This window comes from Myxococcus sp. CA040A (assembly GCF_013336725.1).
In the GTDB taxonomy this organism is placed as follows: Bacteria; Myxococcota; Myxococcia; order Myxococcales; family Myxococcaceae; genus Myxococcus; species Myxococcus llanfairpwllgwyngyllgogerychwyrndrobwllllantysiliogogogochensis.
On the sequence record NZ_JABUMR010000006.1, the window covers coordinates 664,259 to 690,771 of the forward strand.

Here is a 26,513-nt window from a genome sequence, read left to right on the forward strand (position 1 = left end):
CCGTCGTCGTCAGGGCACCGCCGGGGCCGCGCTTCCGGCGGCCCCCTCCCCGCCCGACAGCAGCGCCGCATCGAAGAAGGCGCGCAGTCGGCGGGGATACTCCTGGGGCTCCACGTCGCTGAAGCCTCCATGACTCGCGCCCTGGATGCGCCAGGTCTGGGCGTACTCGCGCACGTGGGCGAACAGCTCGTCCGCGAGCGGCTGGCCGGACTCCTCCGTGCCCATGACGATGAGCAGCGGCCGGGGACGGATGTGGTCCACCGCGTCGATGGTGCGCACCTCGTCGAGCGCGATGCCCCGGCGCCAGAAGGGCACCAGCGCGCCGGACTGGGACACGAAGCCGAAGCGGCGAAAGTCATACGCCGCCGCCAGCCACAACGTGTTGAACGGAGACAGCAGCACCACCGCGCGCACGCCCGGGTCCTTCGCGGCGACCTCCGCCACGGCGGCCGAGCCAATTGAAAACCCGAGGGCCGCCACCTTCCCGGGGTCCACGTCCGGAAGGGCCCGCACGAAGGCCAGCGCGGCGCGCACGTCCAGCCGCTCCTTGTCACCCCACGTGGAGGTCTCACCCTGGCTCTCGCCATGGGCGCGCAAATCGAACAGCAGCACGCCGTAGCCCGCGTCGCGGAGGATGCGCGCCTCCGGCAGCAGGTCCGCGCGTGTCTGGGATAACCCATGCGCCATCACCACGGCGGCGCGGTTGCGCGAGGGCACATACCAGCCACGCAATTCCAGCCCATCCTCGGTGAACAAACGCACGTCTTGCGCCTGCGCGAAATCAGCGGGCCGCGTGGGAGGCGTGCGGGGATAGTGGAAGTACGCCTCCGAGTGGCGCAGGGCCCGTCCGAAGAGGGCCAGGGCGACGAGCACCCCCAACACCAGCACGCCCGCGACAACCCTCCAGCCCTTCATGAAACACCTTCCCCGGGTCATGCCCGGCTGCCCGTCCAGCTTCACGCGAGTCACCCGCGACACAGGGGGGCGTCCATGGTCAACCTCGCGCGTGCCAGCTTACACTGGCGTGATTCAACTCGCGGTGACGCATACCGCGCATCACCTTTGCACTCGCAGGGATGCTGTGAGCACGTCCAAGAAGACTTTCGATGCGGTGGTGGTGGGCTCCGGAGCGTGTGGCGGCTGGGCAGCCAAGCAGCTCACGGAAGCAGGGTTGAACGTGCTGGTGCTGGAGGCCGGGCGGAGCGACCGGGCGGACCGCCTGCTCTGGGTGTGGCACCGCCTCCGTCAGAAGCTGCTCGGCTACCAGGCGGAGACGGACACCCCGCGCAAGCAGCGGCAGTCGGTGCAATCCACCACCTTCGCCTGGCCCTTCCATCCGCACGCGTTCGTGGATGACGTCGACAATCCCTACACGACGCCGGGCGACGCGCCCTTCACGTGGATTCGCGCACGGCAGGTCGGCGGGCGCACGTCGGTGAAGGCGCACGGCCGCCAGTTCTACCGGCTGTCTGACTTCAATTTCAAAGCAGGCGGGCTCGACGGCCAGGGTCCGGACTGGCCCCTGACGCTGGCGGAGCTGGCGCCGCACTACGAGACGGTGGAGCGGTGGATGGGCCTCTCCGGCAACACGGACGGGCTGGACACGCTGCCCGACTCCGTCTTCGCCTCATCCATCGCGATGAACCCCGCAGAGCAGCACCTCAAGCAACACGTGGAGCGCCGCTGGCCCGAGCGCCGCGTCGTCGTCCGTCGCACCGCGGGCGCCCCCATCACCCTCCCCGCAGCGATGAAGACGGGCCGCCTCACCCTGCGCACCCACGCCGTGGTGAACCAGGTGCTGCACGACGCGAAGACGGGCCGAGTCACCGGCGTCACCTACGTCGACACCGAATCCGGCAAGACGCACGAGGCGTACGGCCGCGTGGTGATTCTGGCCGCGGGGACCATCGAGACGACGCGGCTGCTGTTGCACTCGAAGAGCGCCGCGTTCCCGGACGGGCTGGGCAACTCCTCGGGGCAGCTCGGCCGCAACCTGATGGACCACACGTACCTGCTCGGCATCGAAGCGAAGATGAACCTGCCGCCGGAGCAGCAGCGCGCCGAGCAGAGTTGGGCGTACATTCCGCAGTTCCGCAACGTCACGTCCCGCGAGGAGGGCTTCGCGCGAGGCTATGGCGTGCAGGTCTTCACCTTCGCGGACAGCTGTCACTTCGTCCCCTTCGGGGAGATGGTGCCGCGCGCGGGCAACCGCGTGACGTTGAGCGCCACGGTGAAGGACCGCTGGGGGATTCCGGCGGCGCACATCGACTGCCGCCACTCGGAGAACGAGCTGCGGATGTGCAAGGACGCCGTGGCGTCGTGTCAGGAGATGATGAAGGAAGCGGGCTTCACGGTGGAGAAGGTGAACGACACCCTGTCCACGCCGGGCATGGCCATCCACGAGGTGGGCACCGCGCGCATGGGCACTGACGCGAAGACGTCCGTGCTCAACCCGTGGAACCAGAGCTGGGACGTACCCAACCTCCTCGTCATGGACGGCGCGAGCTTCCCCTCACAGGGGCCGCAGAACCCCACGCTGACGATGATGGCCCTCGCCGTGCGAGCCAGCGCGCACCTGGTCGACGAGCTGAAGGCCGGCAAGCTCTAGTGCCCTGACGCGAGCGACGCGGCCACCTCGCTCCACGTGGCCGCGTCCTCGAAGCAAGCCTCACGCGTCGGGCTTGGTGTGCTTCTCGCGCTCCTTGGGCTTCTCGCGCAGGCTGATTCTCGAGCTCCACATCGCGGGCGTCATCACCACGATGAGCAGCGTCAACAGCACGGTGCCAATCATCAACTCCCAAATCATGTCCATGGTCTCGCTCTACTGAAGGCGGGCTGACGGCATGCCGGAGCGACGGACCTCTCGCACACGGCTCCTGGATGCGTTCCGGAGGCGAGGTCGCGCGTGCCCCGAGACACGGGGACGCGACCTCGCCCAGGGCACGGAGCCGCAAGTCATGGGCCTCGACAGGAGCCGAGGACACACCACGAGCCAGCCCCGTGCGCCGGAGCGCTCAGAGGAGCAGCGTGCGGATGCGGAGGAAGACAGGAGGCCCCTGCGACGGGGGCATGTTCCAGAGAGAGAGGGAGCGTTGCGAGCCCCACTCGGGCGCCTTGAGCGGCAACCAGGCGACCGGCGGCACGGCCACGGGCGGCGCGACGAGGGGACTGGCACTGGAGACACTGCCCTCGGTGGGAGCAGGCAGGTCCCAGTGTGGCTCCTCGCAGCAGTCCCACTGCAGCGTCGGCTGACCGTGGGAGTCCGCGTGGGAGGAGTCCGCCTTCGAGTGCTCATGACAGCGGCACTTGGAAGCGCGCGTCTGGACCTGCTTCTCGCAGTAGTGCCCCAGCCCCGCCACACCGCTGGCGGCGACCTGCCAACCGAGGAGCAGCACGAGCGTGAGGAGACGCGACAGTCCAGACACGATGCCTCGGGTATACGCCCCGCCAGCACCCTCCGCAACGCGCGCACCCGGAGCGGACCGCGCCACACTGACAGGGCCCATTCGAGAAGCTCGCGGCCTCAGTAGAGCAGCCCGTCCTTGGGTTGCACGGGCTGGGGAAGCTCCGTCTCCCCGAGCATCTGTCGCAGGTTGATTTCGATGGTCCGACTGAGGGCCGTCATCGGTGTGTCGCTGACGTCGTCCTCGAACGGTGTCTCGATATCCCGCCCGACGGCGTCCAGCCCGATGAACAGGAACGCGATGATGGCGGTGACGGCCGGAGTGAGCCAGCCCAGCTCATCCACGACACCGAGCGGCAGCAGCACCAGATAGGCGCGCGTCATCGCGAACAGCAGGCTGTCGTACTGGCGCGGCAGCGGCGTGTTCTTGATGCGCTCACAGGCGCCCAGCAGGTTGGTCATCTCGGTCAGTGTCCGGTCCATCGTCACGTGAAGGAAGAGCACCTTCTGCGGGTCCGACACCTGGCCGTAGATGCGGCGCAGGCGCGTCGCCATCCACAGGAGAATCGCGGAGGGGACGTTGTGCTCCTCGCGCAGGGCGTCGATGACGTCGGGCCGGAAGAAGGCGACAATCTCCGGCAGCGGGTCCTGACGGCGCAGATGACAGCGCAGCGCGTGTACGAAGCCCATCTGCGCGTAGACCAGCTCGCGTGCGTCCTCGGTGATGTCTTCGACCATGCGGGTGATGACGCCGCGCGGCTCGCCCTGGGCCTGGAGCGGAGTGCCGAGCACCGCGACCTCGCCCGACGTGTCGCGCGCCCCGGAGGGCACCCGTGCCTGACCGAACCTGTCTCGGACCGCGCCGTCGCTCGCCCGAGTGCCGCGCACCGTCAGCAGGGCACTGGGGCGGTCCACCGCGCTGCGCAGCAGGCGCGAGGGCACCGCGGCCAGCTCCAGCTCCGTGAGTTCGTCACCCGGCTGGCGTCCGGGCCGGGGGAGCAGCGTGAGCACCTGACGAGCGAAGGTCCGAGACCAGTTCACCACGCCGCCCCACAGCGTGCGGGCCTCCCACCAACGGTCGTAGGCGGAGTTGTTGCGGAAGGCGAGCAGCACGCCCAGCGCCGCGGCGAGCACGGAGATGGGCATCGTGGGTACCGCCATCCAGGACGCGCCGAACACGCGATAGCCCACGACGATGGCCAGGGCGAAGAAGACATGCACGGCCACGGGGATGCCCGTGTAGCGGAGGATGATGTGCCAGGAGAGCCTCCGGCCGACAATCATTGCGCGCGCGCTCCAGGGTGAGAACTGCCTGCTCGGAGCGTCTAATTCCGGAGGTGCGGGCCGACAACGGCCAGCCGCGCACCGCCGCGAGGATGTGTCACGCAGACGCGCTGTCGGGTGGCGAACTGTCCTGGAGCGAGCAGAGCCACTTCGGCGGTGGCCCCTCTCCGCGACGGCCTCACCCCGTCACGGCCCGCGATGGGCACCATGCAGTCCGCGAGCGTCGTCGCGAGCAACACCTCCGATGACCCGCGCGCCGCCGCGTCAGTACCGCGCGCCCCGTCCACCGAGCACCGCGCCGCCGCGTCAGTACCGCTCGCCCCGTCCACCGAGCACCGCGCCGCCGAGCAGCGCCACCGCCATCACCAGCGCCACGGGCCCCAGCCAATTGCCCCACCTCCGCGCCAGGAAGTAACCCGCGGTGTGCCAGGGCACGCGCATGACGGCGGTGCCGCGCTGGCCATCGCCAATCTCCGTCAGGATTTCGCCCGTGTCGTCGATGAGCGCGGAGACGCCCGAGTTCGTCACCCGCACCTGGGGCCGGCGCGTCTCGATGCTGCGGAAGACCGCGTGCGTGAGGTGCAGCCTGGGCCCGGGCGTGCCCCCGAACCACGAGTCATTCGACAGCGTGAGCAGCAGGTCCGCGGTGGCAGTCGCCTCGTCCGCGACATAGGAGGGGAAGAGGGTGTCGTAGCAGATGAGCGGCGCCACCCTGAGTATCCGCCCGTCGCGCCGCTTCAGCAGCACCGTTCGCGGCCCCGCGCCCGGCGACCAGCGTCCCGTCCACGGCAGCCACTCGCGCAGGCCCGGAGAGTCGATGAGCTCCGGCACCCACTCCGTCAACGGGAAGAGCTTCGACTTGCGGTACACCTTGCGCGTCGGGGCCTCTCCTTCTTTGTCTCCCGGTGACAGGAACATGGCGGCGTTGAACTCCTTTCCGCCCTCCACGTCATACGAGCCGAAGATGAGCGGCACGTTCCGCGCGGCGACATAGGCGGAAATCTCGGCGTCCAGCTCCGCGCCCGCCTCGCTCTTGGGCACGCCAAAGGGCGTCGGGTACACCGTCTCCGGCCAGATGAGCACATCCAGCGGAGCCTCGCGCAGCAGCGAGTCCGACAGCGCGTAGTGCGTGTCGAGAATCATCCGCACCACTTCGTAGGTGCCGTGCTCCGCCTTGAGCTTCTCGTAGTTGATGATGTTGGCCTGCACCGCGCCCACCACCAGCGCCGTCTGCGTGCTCCGCTCCACCACATACTGGGCGAGGCGGAAGGAGCCATAGCCCAGCATCATCACCACCAGCGCCACCGCCGCCACCAGGGGCTTCAGCGCGCCCGGAGCCCCGCGCGTCCTGAACGCGCGCCCCATCGCGAACACACACTCATTGACGAACAGCAGCGCCAGCGTGAGTCCGGGCGCGCCCGCGACGTCCGCGAACTGCCGCAGTCGCTCCGAGTAGACGAAGCCCTGCCCCAGCGTGTCCGCGAAGGGCTTGGGCGCGAGCCACTCCACGCCCACGTACACCAGCACGCTCACCATGGGCGGCAACCACCCGGCCCGATTCCCCACCGCGCGCCGCGCCAACTGCCGCGCCAGCGCCGTGACAGGGAACTGGAGCTGGAACACCGGCGCCAGGAGCAGCATCAACAGCCAGCACAGCCACAGCGGCGCGCCCGAATACGACTGCAGCGCGCCCGGAAACCACCCGAGGACGGCGGCGCTGAAGGTGACGCTGAGCCCCGCGCCCAGCAACAGGGCCTCGCGCGAGGAGCGGGCCCGGTCCACCACCACCAGCCACGGCACCAGCGCCACCCAGCCGAGCAGGGTCCACGGCATCCGGAGCAGCGAGAACACCCACAGCGCCAGGGTGGTGGCGAGGACGGCGCCCAGGCCCCCGGAGAAGCGCCGGCCGGATGACGCCTCCTCACGCCCCAGCATCTTCAAGGCGTGTCCTTGGACTCGTCGGACTTCGGCAGCTCCAGCATGCGCACGGGCATGCCTGGGGGCGCCAGCTCCGCGGGCACCACGCGATTCTCTGGAATCTCCAGCGGCTGCCCGTTCGCATCCACGGGCTGGTGGTCCGGATGGAACATCAGGATGGCCTCCACGCGCTCACCTTCGTCCGTGGACTGGTAGTGGCGCACATAGCCGGGAGGCAACTCGAAGCCCTCGGGCACGACGAGGCCGCGCTTGAGCGGCTTGGTGCCGGGGCGATAGAGCTGAATCCCCGTGGGGCCGGAAGTGGGCACGTCGGGCTCCGTGGCGGGCGCGGGCGGGGCGGTGGGCTCCCCCATGACGGGCGTGGCATCCCCCAGCAGCGGCTCCTTCGCCGGCGGCCTGCGCGCGGGCGCGCGCGCCACCACGGGCTCAGGCGCGGTGACGGGCGGCGGCGGGGCTTCGACATAGGGCGTGTCCTCCACCTCCACGTCGGAGGCGCTCAGCCACGCGCTCAACGCGATGCACAGCACGGTGAAGACGAGCGCGCCGCCCACCAGCCACCGCGCGACACCGCCTCCAGGGGAAGCGCGAGTCGGGGCGACATGGGTGACGCCGTCACGGTCGACACGCCGTTCAGGGGATGGGTGCTGCGGCCGCATGCTCGCCGTGAGACCTCCGCGCTGCGTATGCTACGGACACCCTCTCGCCGAGGCAATGTGGCCACTCCCGGCGACCACTCCCCGCCCCTCGCGCCATGAGCTCCCCTTCCGTCGACACCCTCCCTGTCAGCGCGCCGCCGCCCACGGCCTCGCCCACCGTCGAGCCCGAGCGCTTCACGCTCCAGGCCTGGACCTCCGCGCGACGCGGCGTGGCGATGTCGGCCCGCTTCATCACCGTGGGCAGCCTGCTCTTCTTCACCGCCTGGTTGCTGTGGGACATCCTCGAGGGCGCGGAGACGCTCAAGGCCGAGCCCCTCGTCTGGAGCCTCGTCCTGGGCGGAGGCCTGCCCGTGGCCCTGGTGGCCGTGCTGCGCTCGCGCGCCCGCGCCACGCTGGAGGTGGGCGCGAGCACCCTGACGCTCACGCTGCGCGACGGCGCCCGGCTGGAGATTCCGCTCGACGCCGTGGAGTCCGTGCGTCCCTGGCGCCTGCCACTCCCTGGGCCCGGGCTGACGCTGCGCCTGAAGTCAGGGCGCGCGCTCGGATACGGCCTGGAGGCCGAGGACGCGGTGCCGCTCCTGGAGGCGCTCGCTCGACGCGAGGGCTCGCTGGGCACAGCGGTGACACATCCGCTGGTCCGCTACGGGCAGGCGCGCCGGGAGCTGTGGCGCAAGCGCTGGTATCACCTGGTGCTCAAGCTCGTCGTCTTCCCGCTCGTGCCCGCGGGCATCTTCTTCCGGGCGCACCAGTACATCGCCTTCGGCGGTCCGTTCGGCGAGTACCAGCTCAACGGGCTGAAGGCCTATCTGCTCTCGTTCGGTCGCTACTACGCGCCGGTGACGCTGAGCCTGCTGCTCATCGCGTGCTTCTGGCGGGGCGTGGCGGAGCTGGTGTCGCTGGCGGCGGCGCGCTTCGCGCCCTCGTGGACTCGTGGCGTGCGCAGGGGCGTCGAGTGGCTCTGCCGGCTCGGGTACTACGCGGGCATCATGGCCTTCACCGCGTCGCGCTTCCTGATGTGACATGAGCGGCGCCGGAAACGACGAAGCCCCCGACTCTTCGCGAGAGTCGGAGGCCTCGAGGTGAAGCTCACCCGCCCGACGCGGGTGCGAGCATCAGGGAGCGGTGGGGTTGAAGCGGGCGCTCTCCCAGCCCATGCGCTCGTGGCCCGTCTTGTTCCACTCGGGGTTCTTGCCGTCGACCACCTGCGCGTCCGTGAACTGGGGCGCGCCCGTGCCGGAGCCCGAGCCGGAGAAGATGCTCACGCTGATGGTGGTGCCGAAGTACGTCGGGTGGGTGTTGTCCGACTGGATGTAGTCGTAGCTGGTGCTGGCGTTGACGAAGTGCGTGTTCGCGTCGCGCAGCGTGGAGCGCAGCGCGCCGGTGATGCGAGCGACATACGCATCCTCCGTCTCACCCGCGACGTAGCGCAGGGCGGCCGAGTCCACCTGGCCGTCGCCGTTCGAGTCGTAGTCCGCGCCCATCATCTCCGCGAAGGAGTCCGCGCACTGGAAGCCGTACCGCGCCGCCAGGTTGCAGGTGCGCCAGTTGCTGCGGGCCAGCAGGGGGAGGAACTTCACCTGCTTGTTGATGGTGGCACCCGTCGCCGAGTCACGGCACGCCGTCTGGACGTTGTCCGCGGCGAAGCCCGGGTAGTAGATGTTGGAGACAATCTTGACCTTGGCGGAGGTCGCGTACTGGTTGATGGCCTGCATGGCCCTCTCCGTGTACGTGGTGCAGGCCGCCAGCGCCGCCTCCAGGCCGCTGTAGTTACAGGTGCCCGTCTGGTCCGTGAAGGCGCTGCGCGCCTGCAGGTAGTCGTTGCCGCACATCTCGAACATCACGGCGCGCGTGTTGGCCGTCTGCATGTACGAGCGCTCGGAGACAATCTTGTTGTTGTAGATGTCGTCGGCCCGCGCGCCGGACTTCGTGCGGCGGATGACCTCGATGTCCGTGTTCCACAGCTTCGCCAGGTACTCGCCCTGGACAACGGGGGCCGCGCGGCGCGCCACGCCACCGATGCCACCGTTGTAGCCCGCATAGATGGAGTCGCCGTAAGCCACGACGCGATACTTCGTCGTGGACGTGGACCGGTCGATGGTCCACGACGTGTTCTGGTTGATGGTGCTCGCCATCGCGCTACCACTCACCGTGGCGGCCGCGACAACGGCGACGAAGGACAGCCCATTGCGACGGAAGGACATGCCCGCTCTCTTTTCTTCCCGCTGGGGGAATGTAGGGGGAAACCGAACGCTACACGCCGTCGATTCGCGAATCACCCGCAAACTGGAATAACGCGAGCAGTCAGAATTCGCGGATTGCATGGAACCCAAAGTGTCGCGCCCTTGGGTTGTCTGATTCCTGACGCGCCGCGACGTATGACGCGGTGTTTCACAATGTTTCAACAGTCTCGGAGGGAGGCGCGGTGAGGTGGACGGGAGGAGCGCGAGTGCTGGGGCAGTGGTTGGTGCTCGGGGCGTTGGTGGGGGTGGTGTGCGGCGTGGCGTCTGCGGGGTTCCTGTGGCTGCTGGACGCGGCGACACAGCTGCGGGAGCGACAGGGCGCGCTGGTGTACGCGCTGCCGTTGGCGGGGTGGGTGTTGGGGGCGGTGTACGCGAAGTGGGGCGGGCCGGTGCGCGGGGGGAACAACCTGGTGCTCGACACGGTGCACACGGGGGATGCGCAGGTGCCGCTGCGGATGGCGCCGATGGTGTTGGTGGGGACGGTGCTGACGCACCTGTTTGGCGGCAGTGCGGGGCGCGAGGGCACCGCGGTGCAGATGGGCGGGAGCCTGGCGGACTGGGTGGCGCACCGGTTCCGTGCGGGGGCGGATTTGCGGCGGGAGCTCTTGGCGGCGGGAATCGCGGGGGGATTTGGCTCGGTGTTCGGGACGCCGGTGGCGGGGGCGGTGTTTGGGTTGGAGGTCGTCGTGGTGGGGCGGCTCGGCTACGAGGCGCTGCTGCCGGCGCTGGTGGCTTCGGTGGTGGGGGATTTGGTGACGCGGGGGCTGGGGATTCACCACACGGTGTATCCGGTGCCGGGGGTGTTGCCGCTGACGGCGCAGGTGTTGGGGAAGTGGTTGGTGTTCGCGGTGGGAGTGGCGGTGGTGGCGGTGGTGTTCGTGGAGGGGCTGCACCGGCTGAAGGCGCTGTTGGAGCGGCGGGTGCGGTGGTTGCCTTTGCGGATGGCGATGGGTGGGACTGCGGTGGTGTTGCTTTGGTTGTGGGTGGGGACGGATGAGTATCTGGGGTTGGGGGTGCCGGGAATCATCCGAGCGTTCGAGGACCCGGCGCTGCCGGTGTCCGCCTTCGCGTGGAAGCTTGCGTTCACGGTGGTGACGCTGGGCTCGGGGTTCCTGGGCGGAGAGGTGACGCCGCTGTTCTTCATTGGCGCGAGCCTGGGGAACGTGCTGGCGCGGGTGCTGGGCTTGCCGGTGGACCTGGGGGCCGCGGTGGGGATGGCGGCGCTGTTCGCGGCGGCGGCGAATACACCGCTGGCGTTGTCCATCATGGCGGTGGAACTGGTGGGCGCGGGGGTGCTGCCGCACGTGATGGTTGTGTCGACGGTGGCGTATCTGCTGACGGGCCACCGGGGGATTTATCCGTCGCAGCGGATTGGACGGAGGAAGCACGGCGGGCCGCTGCTGGAGCGGTGGGTGCCGCTGCGGGAGCTGGAGGCCCCCGGGCCACGTGGGCCCGGGGATTCAGGACCGGGAGGTCACGGCTCCGGGTAGTGGAACACGCGGCCGTCGTCACCGACGATCCACAGGTCTCCGGCTGCTGTGATGGCAATGTCGTTCAATGGCACGTTCGCCAGGCTTCCGGTCAGGTCCGGGCCCTTGGCCCAGCCATACGGTGTCAGCCGGTGCAGCTTGCCGCCAAATCCGCCCGTGCGCTTGTCCACCATGTAGCACTGCTCGTTCAGCGGGTGCTGTGGGTTCTGCGCGTCGTACCGCATCACCACGCTGGTGAAGTCGAACGCCGATGGGGCGTCTGTCTTGTCCCACGTCGTCGCGCCGTCCCAACGCCACACGGCCCCGCCTTCTCCTACCGCGCAGGCTTTGTCCGCGTTCCCCATCCACACCGCGGTGGCCTTACCACTCACGTTGTTGGGGTTGGCGGTGTGCGCCGTGGGGGTCCCAGTCGGGGTCGTCCCAGTCGTCACGGCGTAGGACACGAACCGCTGCCTATCCGGCCCTGTGGTGCCTCCCACCGCGAGCATGAAGTCCTCTCGCAGGGCATGCAGGCCGTAGAGGTTGGTGATGTTGTCGTTCAGCTCCGTGAATGGATTACCGGCAGCGCCCACCACCCACCTGTACAGACGCCCATTCGTGTCGAACAGGTAGACGGTCGTCACCCCGCCGGACTCAAAGCCCACCATTCCTGTGATGTTCTGTGAGGTGGGCAAAGTCCCCGGCCCACAGGGAGCACTCGTCCCAGTATGCCTGGCCACCCATCCTCCCTCACCGCCCAAGATCACAGCGCCACTGGAGTCCACCCAGGAGACCGTCCAGTTGTGATCCCCACAGTGGTTCGTGTTGAGCGGAGGGCTCCCGTCAGGAGGCGACGGATTCGCGGTGTCTCCGAAGCTGTAGCTCTCGAATTTCTGGTGGGCCGCCTTGCGCACCGCCAGCTTGCCGCCATGACCCGCGACCCAGACCGGATATCCTCCCTGCCCCACCGCCACCGTCCTCCAATCCTGGCTGCCTGAAGACAAGTGATAGCTGACCACATCCTTCAACGTGCCTCCACACGACAACGGCTCGTCGCTTACGCCCGCGTTGCAATTGTTGTCGATGGCGTCACACACTTCCGTGAGGCCAGACCTCGCCGCGGGGTCCACGTCATCGCAGTCTCCGTGGACGTTCTCCACGTGGCCGACTTGGGGCGTCTCGTTCGCGCAGACTTCGTCCACCGTCGCGTTCTGGTCTCCATCTCCGTCTCCGTCACGGTCGGGATAGAACAACCTCGGCGCCCTCGCGTTGCACTCGACGGCCAACTGGTTCCCCGTGCAGACCCACGTCCCAGCACAGCTCACGCTGGGGAGGTTGCACGACGTGCCCTTCGTTGGAAACGCCTCATCCGCGCTCCCATCGCAGTTGTTGTCGGCGTTGTCGCACGACTCCACCCTGCCCGGCGTGTTGTTGCCGTCATGGTCATTGCAGTCGAAGGCCTCGCTCTGAAACCGTTGACGATAGGATGCGTCAGGCTGACCACACTGGACCTTGCCCGTGGCCGCACTAAGCGAACCATCCTGGTCGCCGTCTTGGTACCAGTTCTTGTCGCTGCCCTCGTCCGTGGCCCCGTCGCAGTTGTTGTCCTTGTCATCGCAAACGTCCGTCTTGCCCGGAGCGATGGTCGCATCGTCGTCCTTGCAGTCCCCGCCAACACTCACATAACCAGTGACACCGGCCGCCGGCACGCAGTGGATGGTCGACTCACTACCCACGCCGTCATTGTCCCGGTCACGGAACATGGCCACTCGGGTCAGCGTCTCGTCGGCCGCGCCTGAGCAATTGTTGTCCTTGTCGTCGCAGATCTCCGGCTGCCCGGGGCTATTCATGACGTCGGTGTCGTCGCAGTCCGTCCCCCCGCGATTGCTCCCCAGTATGGCAACGTACCCGTCACCGTCCGCATCAGGAGTGGCGAGCACCGCCGCGAGTGACCTGCCGGCCTCCCCCACCAGTTCCACCCGGTCCACTGCCTTGCCCGCGCAGGTCTGCTCGTGCGCGGTGAGGGTCACCCGCACCTTCTTGCTCCAATCCCCCCTGCGGAATGCCCTCAGCTCCAATGGCGGCGTCTGACGAGAGAGAGCGCTGCCCTCGACGGTCTGCTCCGTGAAGTTCGCCGGATTCGCTTCATCCTGGGTTCGCATCACGATGCACCCGGTCTTGAAGCTCGGCGAGTAGTCGACCGTGATGCGAACGCCCCTCTCGGCCTCGAGGTCCTCGAGGCTTGGCACGGAACAGCCTCCGAGCACCAGCAAGCTCACGACGACCAGACATCCCAAGCGGCTCATCGCACACCTCCCTCGGCCACGGTCGCTTCGGAGGAGTCCATCAAGAGCCACGTCGCCAGCGCTCCCACCGCGGCAGCCGTCGCGGCGCCAAAGAGGATGTTCGCGGTCTGAGCACTGCTCTGTGCCCGTGAATGGTGGGACTCAAGGTCCTCCTGGAGTTGAGCAGACCGCGCATCGTCGATCTGACTGCGCGACGACAGGCCGAACACCGTGCCCACTCCACCCGCCGCGACTCCCGCGCCCAGCAACGCCCAGCTCACCACTGGCACCCGTCGTCCTGCGAGGCGCACCCCCTGGGAGGCTCGCGCCGACTCTTCTTCCACGCCGCCTGGTGCCCACGCTTCTGGGACTCCGTCCTCCTTGCTGGGAGGCATCAGGTGAGTCACGGCGACCTCGGTCTCCTTGGTCGGGGGCTTCGCGTTCACTGGCGCGACCTCCACCGCCGCCGTGGGCGCTGTCGGCGAATCCGCGCGTCGACCGGCCACTGACGCGCGGACCTTGGTGCGCTGCGTCTCGAACTCGCGACTCACCTTGGGCGAGACGTGCAAGGGAAGCTGGATATCGAGCTGGCGTTGGAGCGCCTCGCGGAAGTCCTTGCGCGCCGCCTCCCACCTTCCCATGTCCGCTTGGACAATGCCTCGCAGCAGGGAGAGGGAGACCGCTTCGTCAGGGCCATGCGGCAGGCGACTGGCGTGCTTCAGTCGCTCCAGCGCCCGCTCGTATTCGAGATCCTCGTAGAGACGGATGGCCTCCGTGATTTGACGTTGGACTTCACCTTCGGCCCCGTGCGCGCTCAGCGGCATCGCCACTGACACGCAAACGAAGACCGCCAGGCATTCCCCCCACAGGCATGACTTGGACATGCCCGGACTCTAAGTCCAAACACAGGCCTCCAGAAAATCCAGACAGGACTTTCCTGTCCAGGTCACCACGCTCCGGCCATTCAGGCCCGAAGCGTGGCGGAGACCGACAGCGACAGTTACGGCGACGGCTCCGGGTAGTGGAACACCCGGCCGTCCTCACCGACGATCCACAGGTGTCCGGCTTCCGTGATGGCGATGTCGTTCAACGGCACATTCGCCAGGCTCCCGGTCAGGTCCGGGCCCTTGGCCCAGCCATACGGCGTCAGCCGGTGCAGCTTGCCGCCAGTTCCTCCCTTGCGCTTGTCCACCATGTAGCACTGCTCGTTCAGCGGGTTCTGTGCGTTCAGCGTGTCATAACGCATCACCACACTGGTGAACTCGAAGTCCGATGGGGCGTCTGTCTTGTCCCACGTCGTCGCGCCGTCCCAACGCCACACAGCCCCATTTTCTCCCACCGCACAGGCCTTGTCGGCGTCTCCCATCCACACCGCGGTGGCCTTACCACTCACGTTGTTGGGGTTGGCCGTGTGCGCTGTGGGGGCACCAGTCGGGGTCGTCCCAGTCGTCACGGCGTAGGACCCGAACCGCTGCCTATCCGGCCCTGTGGTGCCTCCCACCGCGAGCATGAAGTCCTCTCGCAGGGCATGCAGGCCGTAGAGGTTGTTGATGTTGTCGTTCAGCTCCGTGAATGGATTACCAGCACCACCCACCACCCACCTGTACAGACGCCCATTCGTGTCGGACAGGTAGACGGTTCTCACCCCTCCAGACTCGAAGCCCACAATTCCCGTGATGTTCTGTGAGGTGGGCAAAGTCCCCGGCCCACAGGGGGCACTCGTCCCTGCATGCTCCGCCACCCATCCTCCCTCGCCGCCCAAAATCACACGGCCTTGAGAGTCCACCCAGGAGACCGTCCAGTTGTGGTCCCCGCAGTTGTTCGGGTTGAGCTGAGGGCTCCCGTCAGGAGGCGACGGATTCGCGGTGTCTCCGAAGCTGTAGCTCTCGAACTTCTGGTTGGCCGCCTTGCGCACCGCCAGCTTGCCGCCATGGCCCGCGACCCAGACCGGATATCCTCCCTGCCCCACCGCCACCGTCTTCCAGTCCTGGCTGCCTGAAGTCAGGTGATAGCTGACTACGTCCCTCAGCGTGCCACCGCACGACAGCGGCTCGTCGCTCACGCCCGCGTTGCAGTTGTTGTCGATGGCGTCACACACCTCCGCGAGGCCAGACCTCGCCGCGGGGTCCACGTCATCGCAATCCCCGTGAAGGTTCTCCACGTGGCCCAATTGGGGCGTCTCGTTCGCACAGACTTCGTCCACCGTCGCGTTCTGGTCTCCGTCTCCGTCACCGTCACGGTCGGGGTAGAACAACCTCGGCGCCCTCGCGTTGCACTCGACGGCCAACTTGTCCCCCGTGCAGACCCACGTCCCAGCGCAGCTCACGCTGGGGAGGTTGCACGACGTGCCCTTCGTTGGAAACGCCTCATCCGCAGTCCCGTCGCAGTTGTTGTCGGCGTTGTCGCACGACTCCGCCTTGCCTGGCGTGTTGTTGCCATCCTGGTCATTGCAGTCAAAGGCCAGGTTCGCGGGCCGGTGGATCAGGGAGTCGGGTTTGTCGCATTGAACCACGAGCGAGGTCTCATCGACCGCCCCATCCCCATCGAAGTCTTTGTACCAGTCCTTGTCGTCGTTCTCGTCCGTGGCCCCGTCGCAGTTGTTGTCCTTGTTATCGCAAATGTCCGTCTTGCCCGGAGCGATGTCCGCATCGTCGTCCTTGCAGTCCCCGCCAACAGTCGCATAACCGGTGACACCGGCTTCCGGCACGCAGTGCGTGGTGGCCTCGCGACCAACCCCATCTTTGTCCCCATCAAGGAACATGGGCACTTTGGGGAGCCCCTCGTCAGCCTCTGGACCGACAGCCGGACCGACACAGTTGTTGTCCTTGTCGTCGCAGAGTTCCTTCTGCCCGGGGTTCCTCATGGGGTCGTTGTCGGCGCAGTCCGTTCCCTTCTTCTCGGCGGAAATGGAAACGAAACCGTCATCGTCTGAGTCGACTGTCGTGAGCGTCAACGCAGACACGTCCTTGACGTCTTCGCTGGGGAATTCGAACACGTTCTCAGCGCTATCGACCTGCTGGCCAGCGACGGCCAACGTCTCCCCGGAGCCGGTACACGACGATTTCTCGTACGCGGAGACCGTCACCTTGAACGTGTTGCCCCAGCCGTCTTTCTTGACCACAAACACCGGCAAGACGGCGGAAGGACCTCCCCAAACCGAGCTTTTGATCGGCGCGGCGACCTCTTCCAGATTCAATTCCGGTTTCGCGACATCCTGGACGACGACTTTGAAACACCCCTTATTGAATCCAGAGGTGTACTCAACGGGGATTCGGACCGCCGCCTGCTCCTTCGACTTGGAGCACGCGAGGACCAGCAAAGGGAGCAGGCACAAGGCAAGGCGACGCATGGGGCGCACTCTACCGCAGCCTCCCCCCCGCTCGCGCTCCCCTCTTGCTTCCCGCCCCCTCGCCCTCACCCCTCTCGGAAAACTCCGGCCCGGCCGTCCAGGCACACAGGCCCCTGCCCCCCTCTCCCAGCATTCCAAGATTCCGAGCCCACCCACCCGCACCCGGGACGCCAGGGGCTCCTCCGCCCCCGGCATCCCCAAGGCTGACGCCTACTTACACGTGAAGGACCAGCGACACGTCCCCGACTGGCACTCGCGCCCGGAGCCGCATGCCGCCCCTCGGCCCTTCTTGTTCTGGCACTTGCCGGAGTTCAACCCCCAGCCACAGTACTGGCTCGCACCACAGTGCGAGTCGCTGTCACACAGGCAACTCCCCGTCGGATTCAGATAGCAGTCCGCGCTGCACCGGTCCGTCGTGCACTCGTTATCCGACTTGCACGTCTGCCCGTACGCCTTCGACCTCGGCGTGAAGCACCACCCCACCGCGTCCGCGCACCCACCACACGACCCCGACTGGCACTGCCCATCCCGACTGCACGAAGTCCAGTCCGTCTTCTTCGGCACGCAGTCGTTGTCCGCCGGATTCCCCGGCGTGTCCTTCTGGCAGTACCCCACGCCGCCGCAATCCTCGTCCCCGTTGCACACGCACCGGCCATCGAACGTGCTGCACAACACCGACGTGCACTGCTCGCTCAAGCACTCGTCGTCGAACCGGCACTCCTGGTTCATCTCCTTGCTGTCCGGCGAATAGGCCTTCCCACACACCGTCGGGTACGCCGCCTCCCGGTCCTCCGGCTTCACCCACGCCGCCACACCCGTCGTGTCGATATCCAGCGCCGCGTCCGCCATCCCCGTGCGCGTCACCGCCGTGCGCTCCCACATCCGGATGAACGTCTCCGCCGAGCCCGTCAGCCCCGCCGTGTTCACCCCCAGGTTGCTCAAGTCACGCACCATGTCCGGCAACAGGCCCACGTGCGCCAGGCCCTGCTCGTCGAACGCCGTCCCCAACCGCCCAGGCCCCTGCAAGGTCTGTTGACGCGCCTGCGCGTCCGCCTCCGCCTGGAACCCCGCCGAACACGCCCCGTCATCTCCAAACCGCGGCCGCGTCTGCTGGATGAACCCGTTGAAGTCCGCGCCAAACGCCATCGGAACCTTGAGACCCTGACGACCGAACTCGTACGCCTGCGCGAATGAACGCGTGGAGCCCTGGCAGTTGTTCGCCACGCCGGACTTCGTATACGTCCGCGTCTCGTCATGCGCCGTGCGCAGACCGAACATGCCGCCCGTGCGCCGCAACATCTGCACCACCCACGCCGGCGTCGTCTTCTCGTTCTCCGCCAGCTTCCCGTTCATCACCTCGCGGAAGTGCCCGTGGCTCACATAGAGCGGGTAGTACTTGTTGCGCTCCGCCACCGAGTACGCATCCCGCACGCTCTTCTCCGACAGGTGCGCCAGGTCGATGAGCATCCCCTTGTCCATCATCGCCTGCATCAGCGACTGCCCCTCCGCCGTCAGGCCCTTCACGTTGCGGCAGCTGCCGTCCACGTCGAAGCCCAGCGTCATCCCGCCCACCGTCAGCCCACAGTCCGTGTCGATGTGACAGTTCTCGAGGAACTGCGCCGCCTGGAAGATGGCGTTGTGCGGCGCCGCGCCACCAAACCGGTTGTCCAACTGGTGCACCGGCTGCAACGTGCGCACGCCCAGCCCGTGGAAGCGCTCCAGCTCCGCGCGCCAGTCATTCGCTCCAAAGAGCTTGCTCGTCTCGATGGAGAGCACCATCGCCAGCTTCCCCTCGGAGATGATGCGCCGCGCGTCCGCCGGCGTCAGCGCCAGGTCCACCCAGTCGCGAGTCGCCGCGAACTCGCGCGCCTTCTGCAACTGCACCTCCACATCCATCATCTCGTCACACGGCCGCGTGCGGTTCTGCGGCGGCAGCGCTTCACACAAGAAGCCGTTGCTCACCGCCGACACCACCACCAGCGACATGCCGCCCTGGTGCGCCTGCCGCAGCCACCCCTCCCACGACTGCTGGTGCGCAATCGTGTCCCAGCGCGGCCACTCCGTGTTCGGGTTGCGCCGCCCGTCATGCAGGCCCGTGTCGCCCTGAGTGCCTTCAATCTTCCCCAGGAACTCCGAACCCACCGCGCCCGCGACGCCGAACAACTGCGACAGCACCGGCACCCCGCGCAGGTCGATGTTGCTCGAATTCGGACACAGGTTGAGCAGATGGCTCAGGTCCATCCGCACCCGAGCGTGGTCGCTCTCCGGCCACCCGCCGTCACACCGCGTGAGCGCGTCCGTGACGGTGCCGTGGAACCAGCCCCCGCCAAACGCCTCCTCCGCGAACATGTGGTGATGCAGCTCCGCGAAGCCCGGCACGCCCAGCTCCTGCTGCTGGGTGCCCACGGGCTCGGCGGGCGCTTGTCCCTCCTCCTCCACCGGCACGCACGACAACGCCATGGCCAGCACCCAGGTGGAACACCATCGAAGACGACGCGAAAGGGACATGGGGGACTCCCTGCAAGTGGAAACCCCCACTTAGCGCCAGCCCACACCCCAAGTTCAAGCCGGACGTCGCCATGCCGTAACTGACGCAACGGTGCTGCACCGCGTCGCGAAGTCCGGCGGCTACGGCGGCGTCTGGGTCGCCAGGCTCCGAGTCCCGGGAGCGGGCGGTACGAAGGCCGTGCGCTGGCGCAGCTCGGAGGAGGCCACGGCGAAGCCCTCGGGCAGCATGCGGAGGATTCGCTCCCGCCGGTGCTGGGAGCCGACGAGACGCTTCTCCAGAAGTGCCTTCTCCGCGAGCGTCGCCTTGTCCAGCGGCGCGGGCCGAGCCGCCAGCGCCGCGAGTCGCTCCCTCACCGCCTCCAGCTCCCGGTCGATGAGCACCGGCTGGATGTTGCGGCGCTCCCGGGCCTTGCGCCCCACCGCGTTGTTCTCAATCCACACCGGCAGCACCGCCACGTCTCCCAGCACCACGGGCGCCCCGGGCGAGGAGCGCGCCAGTGAGACTCGCAGCAGCATGGAGTCCCGCTTGTCCCCCGCCTCGCCCTTCTTCCCCGGCGCGTGGCGGTAGAAGCGGTCCTGGTTCGCCACCAGGTTGCCCAGGGAGAAGGCGATGAGCCCTCGCCGCCCGTCCGCCGTCGTGTAGCCCTCCAGCGGCTGGAGCACGTGCGGATGGTGACCGATGACGGCCAGCGCCCCGGCGTCCAGCAGCGCGCGACCCAGCTCGCGGTCCTGGGGGTTCGGGGTGTCGGCGTACTCGGTTCCCCAGTGCACCAGGACCACGAGCGCGTCACAGCGCGCGGCCACGGCTCGGACCTGCTCCACCGCTTCGTCGGTGGTGAGCCCCCGGTGCAGGCGATGAATGGGATACGGCACGAAGGCCACGTGCGGAGCCTGCGCGTCCTTGGGATTGCTGAAGCCATTGAGCAGGCGCGTGAAGGACAGGAAGCCCACCTTCATCCCGCGCACGTCCATGAAGACAGGTTCCCAGGCCGCGGCCTTCGTCGCGCCCGTGCCCGTGTGGCGCAGCCCTGTCGCATCCAGGTGCCGCAGCGTCTCCACCAGCCCCGTGGGGAGCTGGTCCCTCGCGTGGTTGTTGCCGGTGGAGACGAGCTTCACGCCCGAGGCGGCGAGCGCTCGAGCCATGGCCGACGGCGCGTTGAAGAGCAGCTCCCGCGTCACCGCCTTCTTGTTGTCCGTGACGGGCGTCTCCAGATTGATGACGCCCACGTCCGCGGTGCGCAGCACGTCCGCGATGGGACCGAAGACATGGTCCCAGCCTTCATTGTTGAGCGACGGCGCCACGCCGCCCGTCGGTGGCACCGGCCCGGTGCGCGCGTGCAGCTTCGCCACCGTCTTCACTTCGCCGTGCGGAATCACATCCCCGCCGAACACGAGCTCGACATGAGTGGCGGGCGCGGCGGCGAACAACAGCGGGATGAGCAACAGCGCGGGCGAAGGCACGCCCGCCACCTTAGTCCACCCTCTCCACGGACGCGGAATCCCTGGCCGTTGACCCGGGTGCTACAGGCCCGCCCCGTGGACGCCGCTCCGGCACGGTGACGTCTCGACACCGCCACGCACCGCGTCTCGCGCTCGTCGCAGGCAGCGCGCGCCCCATCAAGGGGAAGCGCCGTGCCTTCGCGCACGGCGCCATCCTCCGGTCAGCGTGCGCGTGGGCTGGCGTTCACCTCGACGAGCAGCTCACCGGGCGCCTTGCAGTAGACCATCGTGCCCCGGTTGTTGCGGATGACGTCACTGACCTCGAGCCCCTCGGCGCGAGCCCGCTCCTGGAACCCGAGCACGGTGGACTCGTCGTCGACGAGGAAGCCGATGTGGAAGCCCTCCGGGTACTTCTCCGTGGGCGACTTGAGGCGCTGGAGCACGAGCACCAGGCCCTCGCGGTCCGTGAGGATGGCGATGGCCGGGGAGGCGCGGTTGCTGGTGTGCTCGAAGCCGAAGAAGCGCTCGAAGAACGTCGCGGTGCACTGGACGTCGGGGACCTGCAGGTCGATGTGGTTCAGCTTCATGGTGAGACCCTCGGGGCATGGCGATGCCCACAAGGCCGGGGGTTCTCATCCGTGAAGGAGGAACAAGCGCTCCCACCATGGGAGTGACCGGGGCTCACCGAACCGGTCCGCCGTTTTTCGACCGGTCCGGAGGATACGGCAGGACCGCGCGGGAGGACACCACCACGGTGGCTTTGGAGCGCGCGAAGGTCACAGGCGCGGAGTTCGAGGAAGTCTAGACCGCGCGCTGGAGTTGCCGCAGTGGAACGACGCGGCGGCCTACGTGCCTTCACAGGCGCGAGCTTGACCTCCATGCCGCCACGCACACAGCAACATCCTCAAACGGGTCCTGAACGCGCGGCTCAAACCTCGGGAACGACGGGAGTCACAACAGGTTCGTCACGACCAACGTCGCGACTCCCGCGACGTCCGTGACTCCCTCCGGCGTCGAGCTCGCCAGCAGGCCAGCACCTCAAGCCGCGATCCCGCGCGCAAGCATTCAATAGATTGATTTTTATCTCTCTTTCAGTTCACTCGATTGGATCTGACAGCGACCTACACCCTGTCGATTGAACCATGCCCCGTCAGAACCTCACTCCCGAGACAATGCCCCTGGATGTGGTCCGCGCGGTCCGTAGCGGGTTCGTTCTTCGAGGGGACTCGATGCCGACTTCTGAGGAGACCCGCCGCTACGTCTATCTCCATCTTCCGGGCTCACTGGGCTTCGAGTACGGCACCACGCCCTGAGTCGCCTGCGCCTCCGCACCGGGAAACACCGGTGGGCGCGCGGCACCTGGCTCGCGCGCCCACCGTGAAACCACCGTCAGCTCACAGCGGGCAGTTCGGCTCGCCGCCGCCGCTGACACCGGACGGGTACGTGATGGACCCGACGTACGACGGGTGGCACGGGTAGCACGCGGACCCCACGTCGGCGCTGGTGGCCGCGCCCGTGAAGACCTGGTCCGACTGCCCCGCGCGCTTCACCGTCACCGAGTAGGGCACGGGGTTCTCCGACGACGCGGTCGGCGAGAAGCCCGCCGCCTTGAGGCAGATGTCATACGTGCCGTTCGGCGGCGTGAAGCCCGGGTTCCAGACGATGTTCTCCGGCCCCCGCCCACCCGACGCGTCCTGGTCCAGCTCGCCCCCATCCGTGCTCGGCCCAGGCCCACGGTTGTCGTAGTAGATGAGCTTCCCCGTCGGCGTCCGGACCACCAGGTCCGCATCCCCGTCACGGCCCCACGTCGCGGTGACCTGCAGCGCGATGCCCCCACCACCGCCCGTGCACACCCCCGCGTTGCAGGTCTTCCCCGCCGCGCAGACGTTGCCGCAAGAGCCGCAGTTGTGCTCGTCCGACCACACGTCCACGCACTGCGAGCCGCACTGGACACGCGGCGGCGCGCAGGTCCCCGGCTGGCAATAGTAGCTCCCCGGCGTATTCACACACTGCTCGCCCGGCTGGCAGTGGGCCGTCCCGTTGGTGCACTCATTGATGTCATTGCACGTCCAGCCATCCCCCGAGTAGCCCGGCTTGCACGTGCAGGTGTAGCTGCCCGGCGTGTTCGTGCAGTAGGCATTCGGCGAACACTGCGCCGTGCCGTTGGTGCACTCGTTCACGTCGTGGCAGACGCTGGGCTGGCCCTGACAGGTGTACCCCGGCTCCACCGCGCAGTTGGCGCTACAGCCGTCCCCCGCCCCGCGGTTGCCGTCGTCACATCCCTCGCCCGTGCCCACCATGCCGTCGCCACAGACCACCGTGTTCACGATGCTCGTCGCCTCCACCGCGTCCACCTGGAAGATGGCGAGCAACCCGGCGCGCAGCCTCACGTAGCGGTAGGGCGTGGGGTTGTTGAAGGACACCACCGTCGAGTGCGTCCCCAGCCCCAGGTCCAGCAACTGCGCCTGTCCCGTGGAGATGACCTGCATGTTCGTCCCCAGGAACTCCACCTGCGCGATGACCGCCAGGTTCAGCCCCCGGTAATAGATGCGCAGCGGCCCGGTCCCCTCTTCGCCCGCGCCCATGTCCAGCGTGAGCGAGGCCCCCAGCAGCCCCAGGAAGCTGGCCGTGGTCCCATTCGGCGCGCCCACCGCGTTCTGGGGGTTGTTCACACCGAGCAGCCCGTCCTGCACCACCGCATCGGCATACGGGTCGCCCGCGAACGCGGACACCTCGCTCGAACTCTCAGCATCGAAGAGCACTTCTTCATCGGGGTTGGCGCCACACGCACCGAACGCACCGACAACGACGAACGCCAGGGCCGCGCGCAACCCGCGCGTCATAGACATACCGCGACTGACTTTCATGTTCTGCTCCATTCCATCCAGCTGAAGGGACGAAGCGCTCCGGTGAAACCATCCACCACGAGCACCCGCCTTGCGTATGGAACGCATGAAAGGTTTTTCCGTGAGTGCCGCCCCCTATTTTACCTGCTTTACCCGTGTTCCATCAGACAGCCCAGATGGGGAATTTCCGCGCGGAGCAAGCCAGGCGACACCCTTCCCGCCCAAAGCATGACATGAAGTACGTGGGTGTCCTTAGCGCCCCGGGGCCTGGATAAGCCATGCGTCGGCCCTCACCCAGCACTCCGAGACAGGGTTCCCGTTGGACTCTCCACCAGCCCGCGCGGGGCGACATCCCCTCGCGGGCCGGTGTCTGTCATTTCCCGTGTCTCAAGGATAGGGAATGGAGCCGGCGTAGCCGGCGAGTCCAGGCGCACAATTCTCCTGCGACGAGGGCACCGTGAGCGTGCCAGTGAAGTCGATATCCGGCTGGCCCGGGCGCCGCACCTTGATGGCGTAGCCCAGGGGGGCCGCGGGCGAGGGTCGGGGGGCGACGAACTCCGACAGAAGGCAGACGTCGTAGGTGCCGCTCGGCGGCGTCCGGTCCAGGGCCCAGAAGATGTTTTCGGGTCCCCTCAGGCCAGAATCCGCGTTCAGTTGGCCAAAGTCCGTCGCCGCGTTGGGGCCCCTGTTGCCATAGAAGATGACCTTGCCCGTGGGCGTCCTCACGGCGATGTCCGCATCTCCGTTCCGGCTCCAGGTCGCGGTGAACTGGAGATTGCCCGTGCTCACGCATACGCCCGCGGTACAGGCCTTCCCCGCGCCGCAGACGTTGCCGCAGGCGCCGCAGTTGTTGTTGTCGGTGCTCGGGTCCACGCAGGCTTCGCCGCAGACGATGCGCGGCGGCTCGCAAACGGGCTCTTCGCACTCAAAGCCCCCGGGCGTGTTGACGCACACCTCTCCCGGCGCGCACGTGTCCGTGCCCAGGGCACACTCGTCGATGTCCGTGCAGACGCTCGGCTGTCCCGCGCACGTGTAGCCCGGCTCCACCTGACAGACGCTGCTACAGCCGTCTCCAGAGAGCTGGTTGCCGTCGTCGCAGACCTCCACGCCGCCAAGCACACCGTCACCACAGAAGGGCCGGATGGACGTCTCCACCGCGTCCACCAGGTAGAGCGCGAGCAGCGCGCCCCTCAGGCGCACGTAGCGGTAGGGCTCGTCCCCCGGGTACGTCGCCACCGCCACATGCGTCCCCACGCCCAGCTCCACCAGGTGCACCGGGCTGGAGTCGATGAGCGTCCCATTCGCCCTCAGGAAGTCCACCTGCGCCACCAGCGCCAGCGACAGGCCCTGGTAATACACTCGCAAGTCACCCGTTCCCTCCTCACCCGCTCCCAAATCCAGCACCAGCGCCGTGTTGAGCAGGCTCAGCAGCGTCGCCGCCTGCCCATCCGGCGCTCCCAGCGCCGCGCTCGCGTTGAGCACCGTCCCCGTGGTGCCAGACGCCACCGCGTCCGCATACGGGTCCCACGCCAACTCCTGGCTCGTTTGCGTCAACTCCCCATCACCTCCCGGACGCTCCGTTTCATCGAGAGATTCCACTCCGCAAGAACCCAGCAACAACGCCAACGTCGCACTCAGTCCCCACGACAACAGCGCACTTGTACGCATACTCATGGGATGCATCCCCCGAGGCATAGGGCGAGACCCGGAATGAGCCACGCTGCCTCACGGAATGAATCGCATGACCGCTCGCGCCCCACAGCTCATACACGTGACACACTGGCTGGCAACGTCCTCCGGCCAGCAGCAGACATGTGCGAAGGGACAATGGACAGCTACCCAGTCCCGTGTGTTTCATGATGCATGCGCCAGCGGTGCGGGCATGGCTCAAGCCTCCAAGCAGCACCAGCAAGCCCGCAGGCGCAATTCTCGCCAGCGCACGCATCCAGCAGCTCAATGGCCCCACGAGACGAGCGCTGCCCTGTCCATCCACCACCGGCCCGCGTGGGGCGATATCCCCTCGCGGGCCGGTGTCTGTCATTTCTCGCGTCTCAAGGATAGGTAATGGAGCCGGCGTAGCCAGACTCGCCTGGAATGCACTGCTGGACAACCGCGCGAGCAGTGTACGTTCCGGAGAAATTGACATCCGGCTGGCCCGGGCGCCGCACCACGATGGTGAAACTCAAGGGAGCCGGGCCGAAGGCGAACGCCTCGAAACAGATGTTGTAGGTGCCGCTCGGCGGCGTCCGGTCCGCGGCCCAGAAGATGTTCTCGGGTCCCGTCCCTCTCGAATCCACGTCCAGTTGGCCGAAGTCCGTCGCCTCACTGGGGCCCTTGTTGAGGAAGTAGATGAGCTTGCCCGTGGGTGTCCTCACGTAGATGTCCGCGTCTCCGCTCCGGCTCCAGGTCGCGGTGAACTGGAGATTGCCCGTACCCAGGCACACGCCTGAGGAACAGGCCGTCCCCTGGACACAGACGTTGCCACAGCCGCCACAGTTGTTGTTGTCCGTGCGCGGGTCGACGCAGGTTTCGCCGCAGACGAGGAGCGGCGGCTCGCACGCGGGCTCCTCACATTCGAAGCCTCCGGGCGTGTTGACGCACACCTCTCCCCAATCGCACGTGTCCGTGCCCAGGGCGCACTCGTCGATGTCCGTACAGACACTCGGCTGGCCCGCGCAGGTGTAGCCCGTCTCCACCTGACAGACGCTGCTACAGCCATCTCCGGAGAGCTGGTTGCCGTCGTCACAGGCCTCCACGCCTCCCAGTACCCCGTCACCACAGAAGGGCCGGATGGACGTCTCCACCGCGTCCACCAGGTAGAGCGCGAGCAGCGCGCCCCGCAGACGCACGTAGCGATAGGGCTCGTTCCCCGGGTACGTCGCCACCGCGACGTGCGTCCCCAGTCCCAGCTCCACCAGATGCACAGGGCTGGAGCCGATGAGCGTCCCATTCGCCCTCAGGAAGTCCACCTGCGCCACCAGCGCCAGCGACAGGCCCTGGTAATACACTCGCAAGTCACCCGTTCCCTCCTCACCCGCTCCCAAATCCAGCACCAGCGCCGTGTTGAGCAGGCTCAGCAGCGTCGCCGCCTGCCC

20 protein-coding genes are annotated in these 26,513 nt (G+C 67.6%); 4 read left to right on the forward strand and 16 right to left on the reverse strand.

Going from position 1 to position 26,513, the window contains the following annotated elements; all coding sequences use genetic code 11:
• Positions 1-9: 9 nt before the first annotated feature.
• On the reverse strand, positions 10-915 hold the full coding sequence (locus HUA75_RS28855; protein ID WP_141644504.1) for an alpha/beta hydrolase: 906 nt from the start codon (positions 913-915) through the stop codon (positions 10-12).
• Positions 916-1,081: 166 nt separating this feature from the next.
• Here HUA75_RS28855 and HUA75_RS28860 point away from each other — a divergent pair, with 166 nt between their 5' ends.
• On the forward strand, positions 1,082-2,608 hold the full coding sequence (locus tag HUA75_RS28860; protein WP_174488188.1) for a GMC family oxidoreductase: 1,527 nt from the start codon (positions 1,082-1,084) through the stop codon (positions 2,606-2,608).
• 60 nt (positions 2,609-2,668) lie between these two features.
• On the opposite strand, the gene HUA75_RS28865 is transcribed toward HUA75_RS28860, so the two are convergent.
• The 5 genes from HUA75_RS28865 to HUA75_RS28885 all read right to left on the reverse strand — a co-directional run bounded on the left by HUA75_RS28865 (position 2,669) and on the right by HUA75_RS28885 (position 7,281).
• Positions 2,669-2,812 carry a hypothetical protein gene (locus tag HUA75_RS28865; protein WP_174488189.1) on the reverse strand — a complete coding sequence of 48 codons (144 nt, stop codon included), beginning with the start codon at positions 2,810-2,812 and terminating at the stop codon, positions 2,669-2,671.
• A 202-nt stretch (positions 2,813-3,014) separates the two neighbouring features.
• Positions 3,015-3,425: a hypothetical protein gene (locus HUA75_RS28870; RefSeq protein ID WP_371746214.1), complete on the reverse strand. Its 411-nt coding sequence runs from the start codon at positions 3,423-3,425 to the stop codon at positions 3,015-3,017.
• Between the two features lie 98 nt (positions 3,426-3,523).
• A complete protein-coding gene (locus HUA75_RS28875; protein ID WP_174488191.1) occupies positions 3,524-4,687 on the reverse strand; it encodes a bestrophin family protein in 1,164 nt (387 codons plus the stop codon).
• Between the two features lie 306 nt (positions 4,688-4,993).
• Positions 4,994-6,622, reverse strand: coding sequence for an apolipoprotein N-acyltransferase (gene lnt, locus HUA75_RS28880; RefSeq protein ID WP_174488346.1), 1,629 nt, complete (start codon positions 6,620-6,622; stop codon positions 4,994-4,996).
• Positions 6,623-6,624: 2 nt separating this feature from the next.
• Positions 6,625-7,281 (reverse strand): hypothetical protein, encoded by a 657-nt coding sequence (locus HUA75_RS28885; RefSeq protein ID WP_174488192.1) that lies wholly within the window; start codon positions 7,279-7,281, stop codon positions 6,625-6,627.
• A 95-nt stretch (positions 7,282-7,376) separates the two neighbouring features.
• On the opposite strand from HUA75_RS28885, the gene HUA75_RS28890 reads away from it, so the two are divergent.
• On the forward strand, positions 7,377-8,300 hold the full coding sequence (locus tag HUA75_RS28890; RefSeq protein ID WP_174488193.1) for a hypothetical protein: 924 nt from the start codon (positions 7,377-7,379) through the stop codon (positions 8,298-8,300).
• A 93-nt stretch (positions 8,301-8,393) separates the two neighbouring features.
• On the opposite strand, the gene HUA75_RS28895 is transcribed toward HUA75_RS28890, so the two are convergent.
• Positions 8,394-9,482: an SGNH/GDSL hydrolase family protein gene (locus tag HUA75_RS28895; protein WP_174488194.1), complete on the reverse strand. Its 1,089-nt coding sequence runs from the start codon at positions 9,480-9,482 to the stop codon at positions 8,394-8,396.
• A gap of 221 nt (positions 9,483-9,703) precedes the next feature.
• On the opposite strand from HUA75_RS28895, the gene HUA75_RS28900 reads away from it, so the two are divergent.
• Complete coding sequence (locus HUA75_RS28900) at positions 9,704-11,011, forward strand: chloride channel protein (protein ID WP_174488195.1); 1,308 nt, start codon at positions 9,704-9,706, stop codon at positions 11,009-11,011.
• Here HUA75_RS28900 and HUA75_RS28905 read toward each other — a convergent pair.
• From HUA75_RS28905 to HUA75_RS28930, 6 genes are all read right to left on the reverse strand, one after another.
• Positions 10,996-13,296 carry a putative metal-binding motif-containing protein gene (locus HUA75_RS28905; protein WP_174488196.1) on the reverse strand — a complete coding sequence of 767 codons (2,301 nt, stop codon included), beginning with the start codon at positions 13,294-13,296 and terminating at the stop codon, positions 10,996-10,998. The genes HUA75_RS28900 and HUA75_RS28905 overlap by 16 nt on opposite strands.
• Positions 13,293-14,159 carry a tetratricopeptide repeat protein gene (locus HUA75_RS28910; RefSeq protein WP_174488197.1) on the reverse strand — a complete coding sequence of 289 codons (867 nt, stop codon included), beginning with the start codon at positions 14,157-14,159 and terminating at the stop codon, positions 13,293-13,295. Before HUA75_RS28910 ends, HUA75_RS28905 begins: the two co-directional genes overlap by 4 nt.
• A gap of 116 nt (positions 14,160-14,275) precedes the next feature.
• On the reverse strand, positions 14,276-16,402 hold the full coding sequence (locus HUA75_RS28915; RefSeq protein ID WP_371746226.1) for a putative metal-binding motif-containing protein: 2,127 nt from the start codon (positions 16,400-16,402) through the stop codon (positions 14,276-14,278).
• A 432-nt stretch (positions 16,403-16,834) separates the two neighbouring features.
• Positions 16,835-19,132: a membrane dipeptidase gene (locus HUA75_RS28920; protein WP_174488199.1), complete on the reverse strand. Its 2,298-nt coding sequence runs from the start codon at positions 19,130-19,132 to the stop codon at positions 16,835-16,837.
• Positions 19,133-19,252: 120 nt separating this feature from the next.
• Positions 19,253-20,593, reverse strand: a complete 1,341-nt coding sequence (locus HUA75_RS28925; protein WP_174488200.1) for a CapA family protein — start codon at positions 20,591-20,593, stop codon at positions 19,253-19,255.
• 200 nt (positions 20,594-20,793) lie between these two features.
• A complete protein-coding gene (locus HUA75_RS28930) occupies positions 20,794-21,159 on the reverse strand; it encodes a VOC family protein (protein ID WP_174488201.1) in 366 nt (121 codons plus the stop codon).
• A 555-nt stretch (positions 21,160-21,714) separates the two neighbouring features.
• Here HUA75_RS28930 and HUA75_RS28935 point away from each other — a divergent pair.
• Positions 21,715-21,885: a hypothetical protein gene (locus HUA75_RS28935; RefSeq protein WP_174488202.1), complete on the forward strand. Its 171-nt coding sequence runs from the start codon at positions 21,715-21,717 to the stop codon at positions 21,883-21,885.
• An 81-nt stretch (positions 21,886-21,966) separates the two neighbouring features.
• Here HUA75_RS28935 and HUA75_RS28940 read toward each other — a convergent pair whose 3' ends face one another.
• The 3 genes from HUA75_RS28940 to HUA75_RS28950 form a co-directional block, all read right to left on the reverse strand.
• On the reverse strand, positions 21,967-23,421 hold the full coding sequence (locus HUA75_RS28940) for an EGF domain-containing protein (protein WP_254627803.1): 1,455 nt from the start codon (positions 23,419-23,421) through the stop codon (positions 21,967-21,969).
• A gap of 384 nt (positions 23,422-23,805) precedes the next feature.
• Positions 23,806-25,092 (reverse strand): DUF4215 domain-containing protein, encoded by a 1,287-nt coding sequence (locus tag HUA75_RS28945; protein WP_141646696.1) that lies wholly within the window; start codon positions 25,090-25,092, stop codon positions 23,806-23,808.
• Between the two features lie 377 nt (positions 25,093-25,469).
• Positions 25,470-26,513: DUF4215 domain-containing protein (locus HUA75_RS28950; protein WP_174488204.1), on the reverse strand; the 1,044-nt coding region annotated here is incomplete at its 5' end.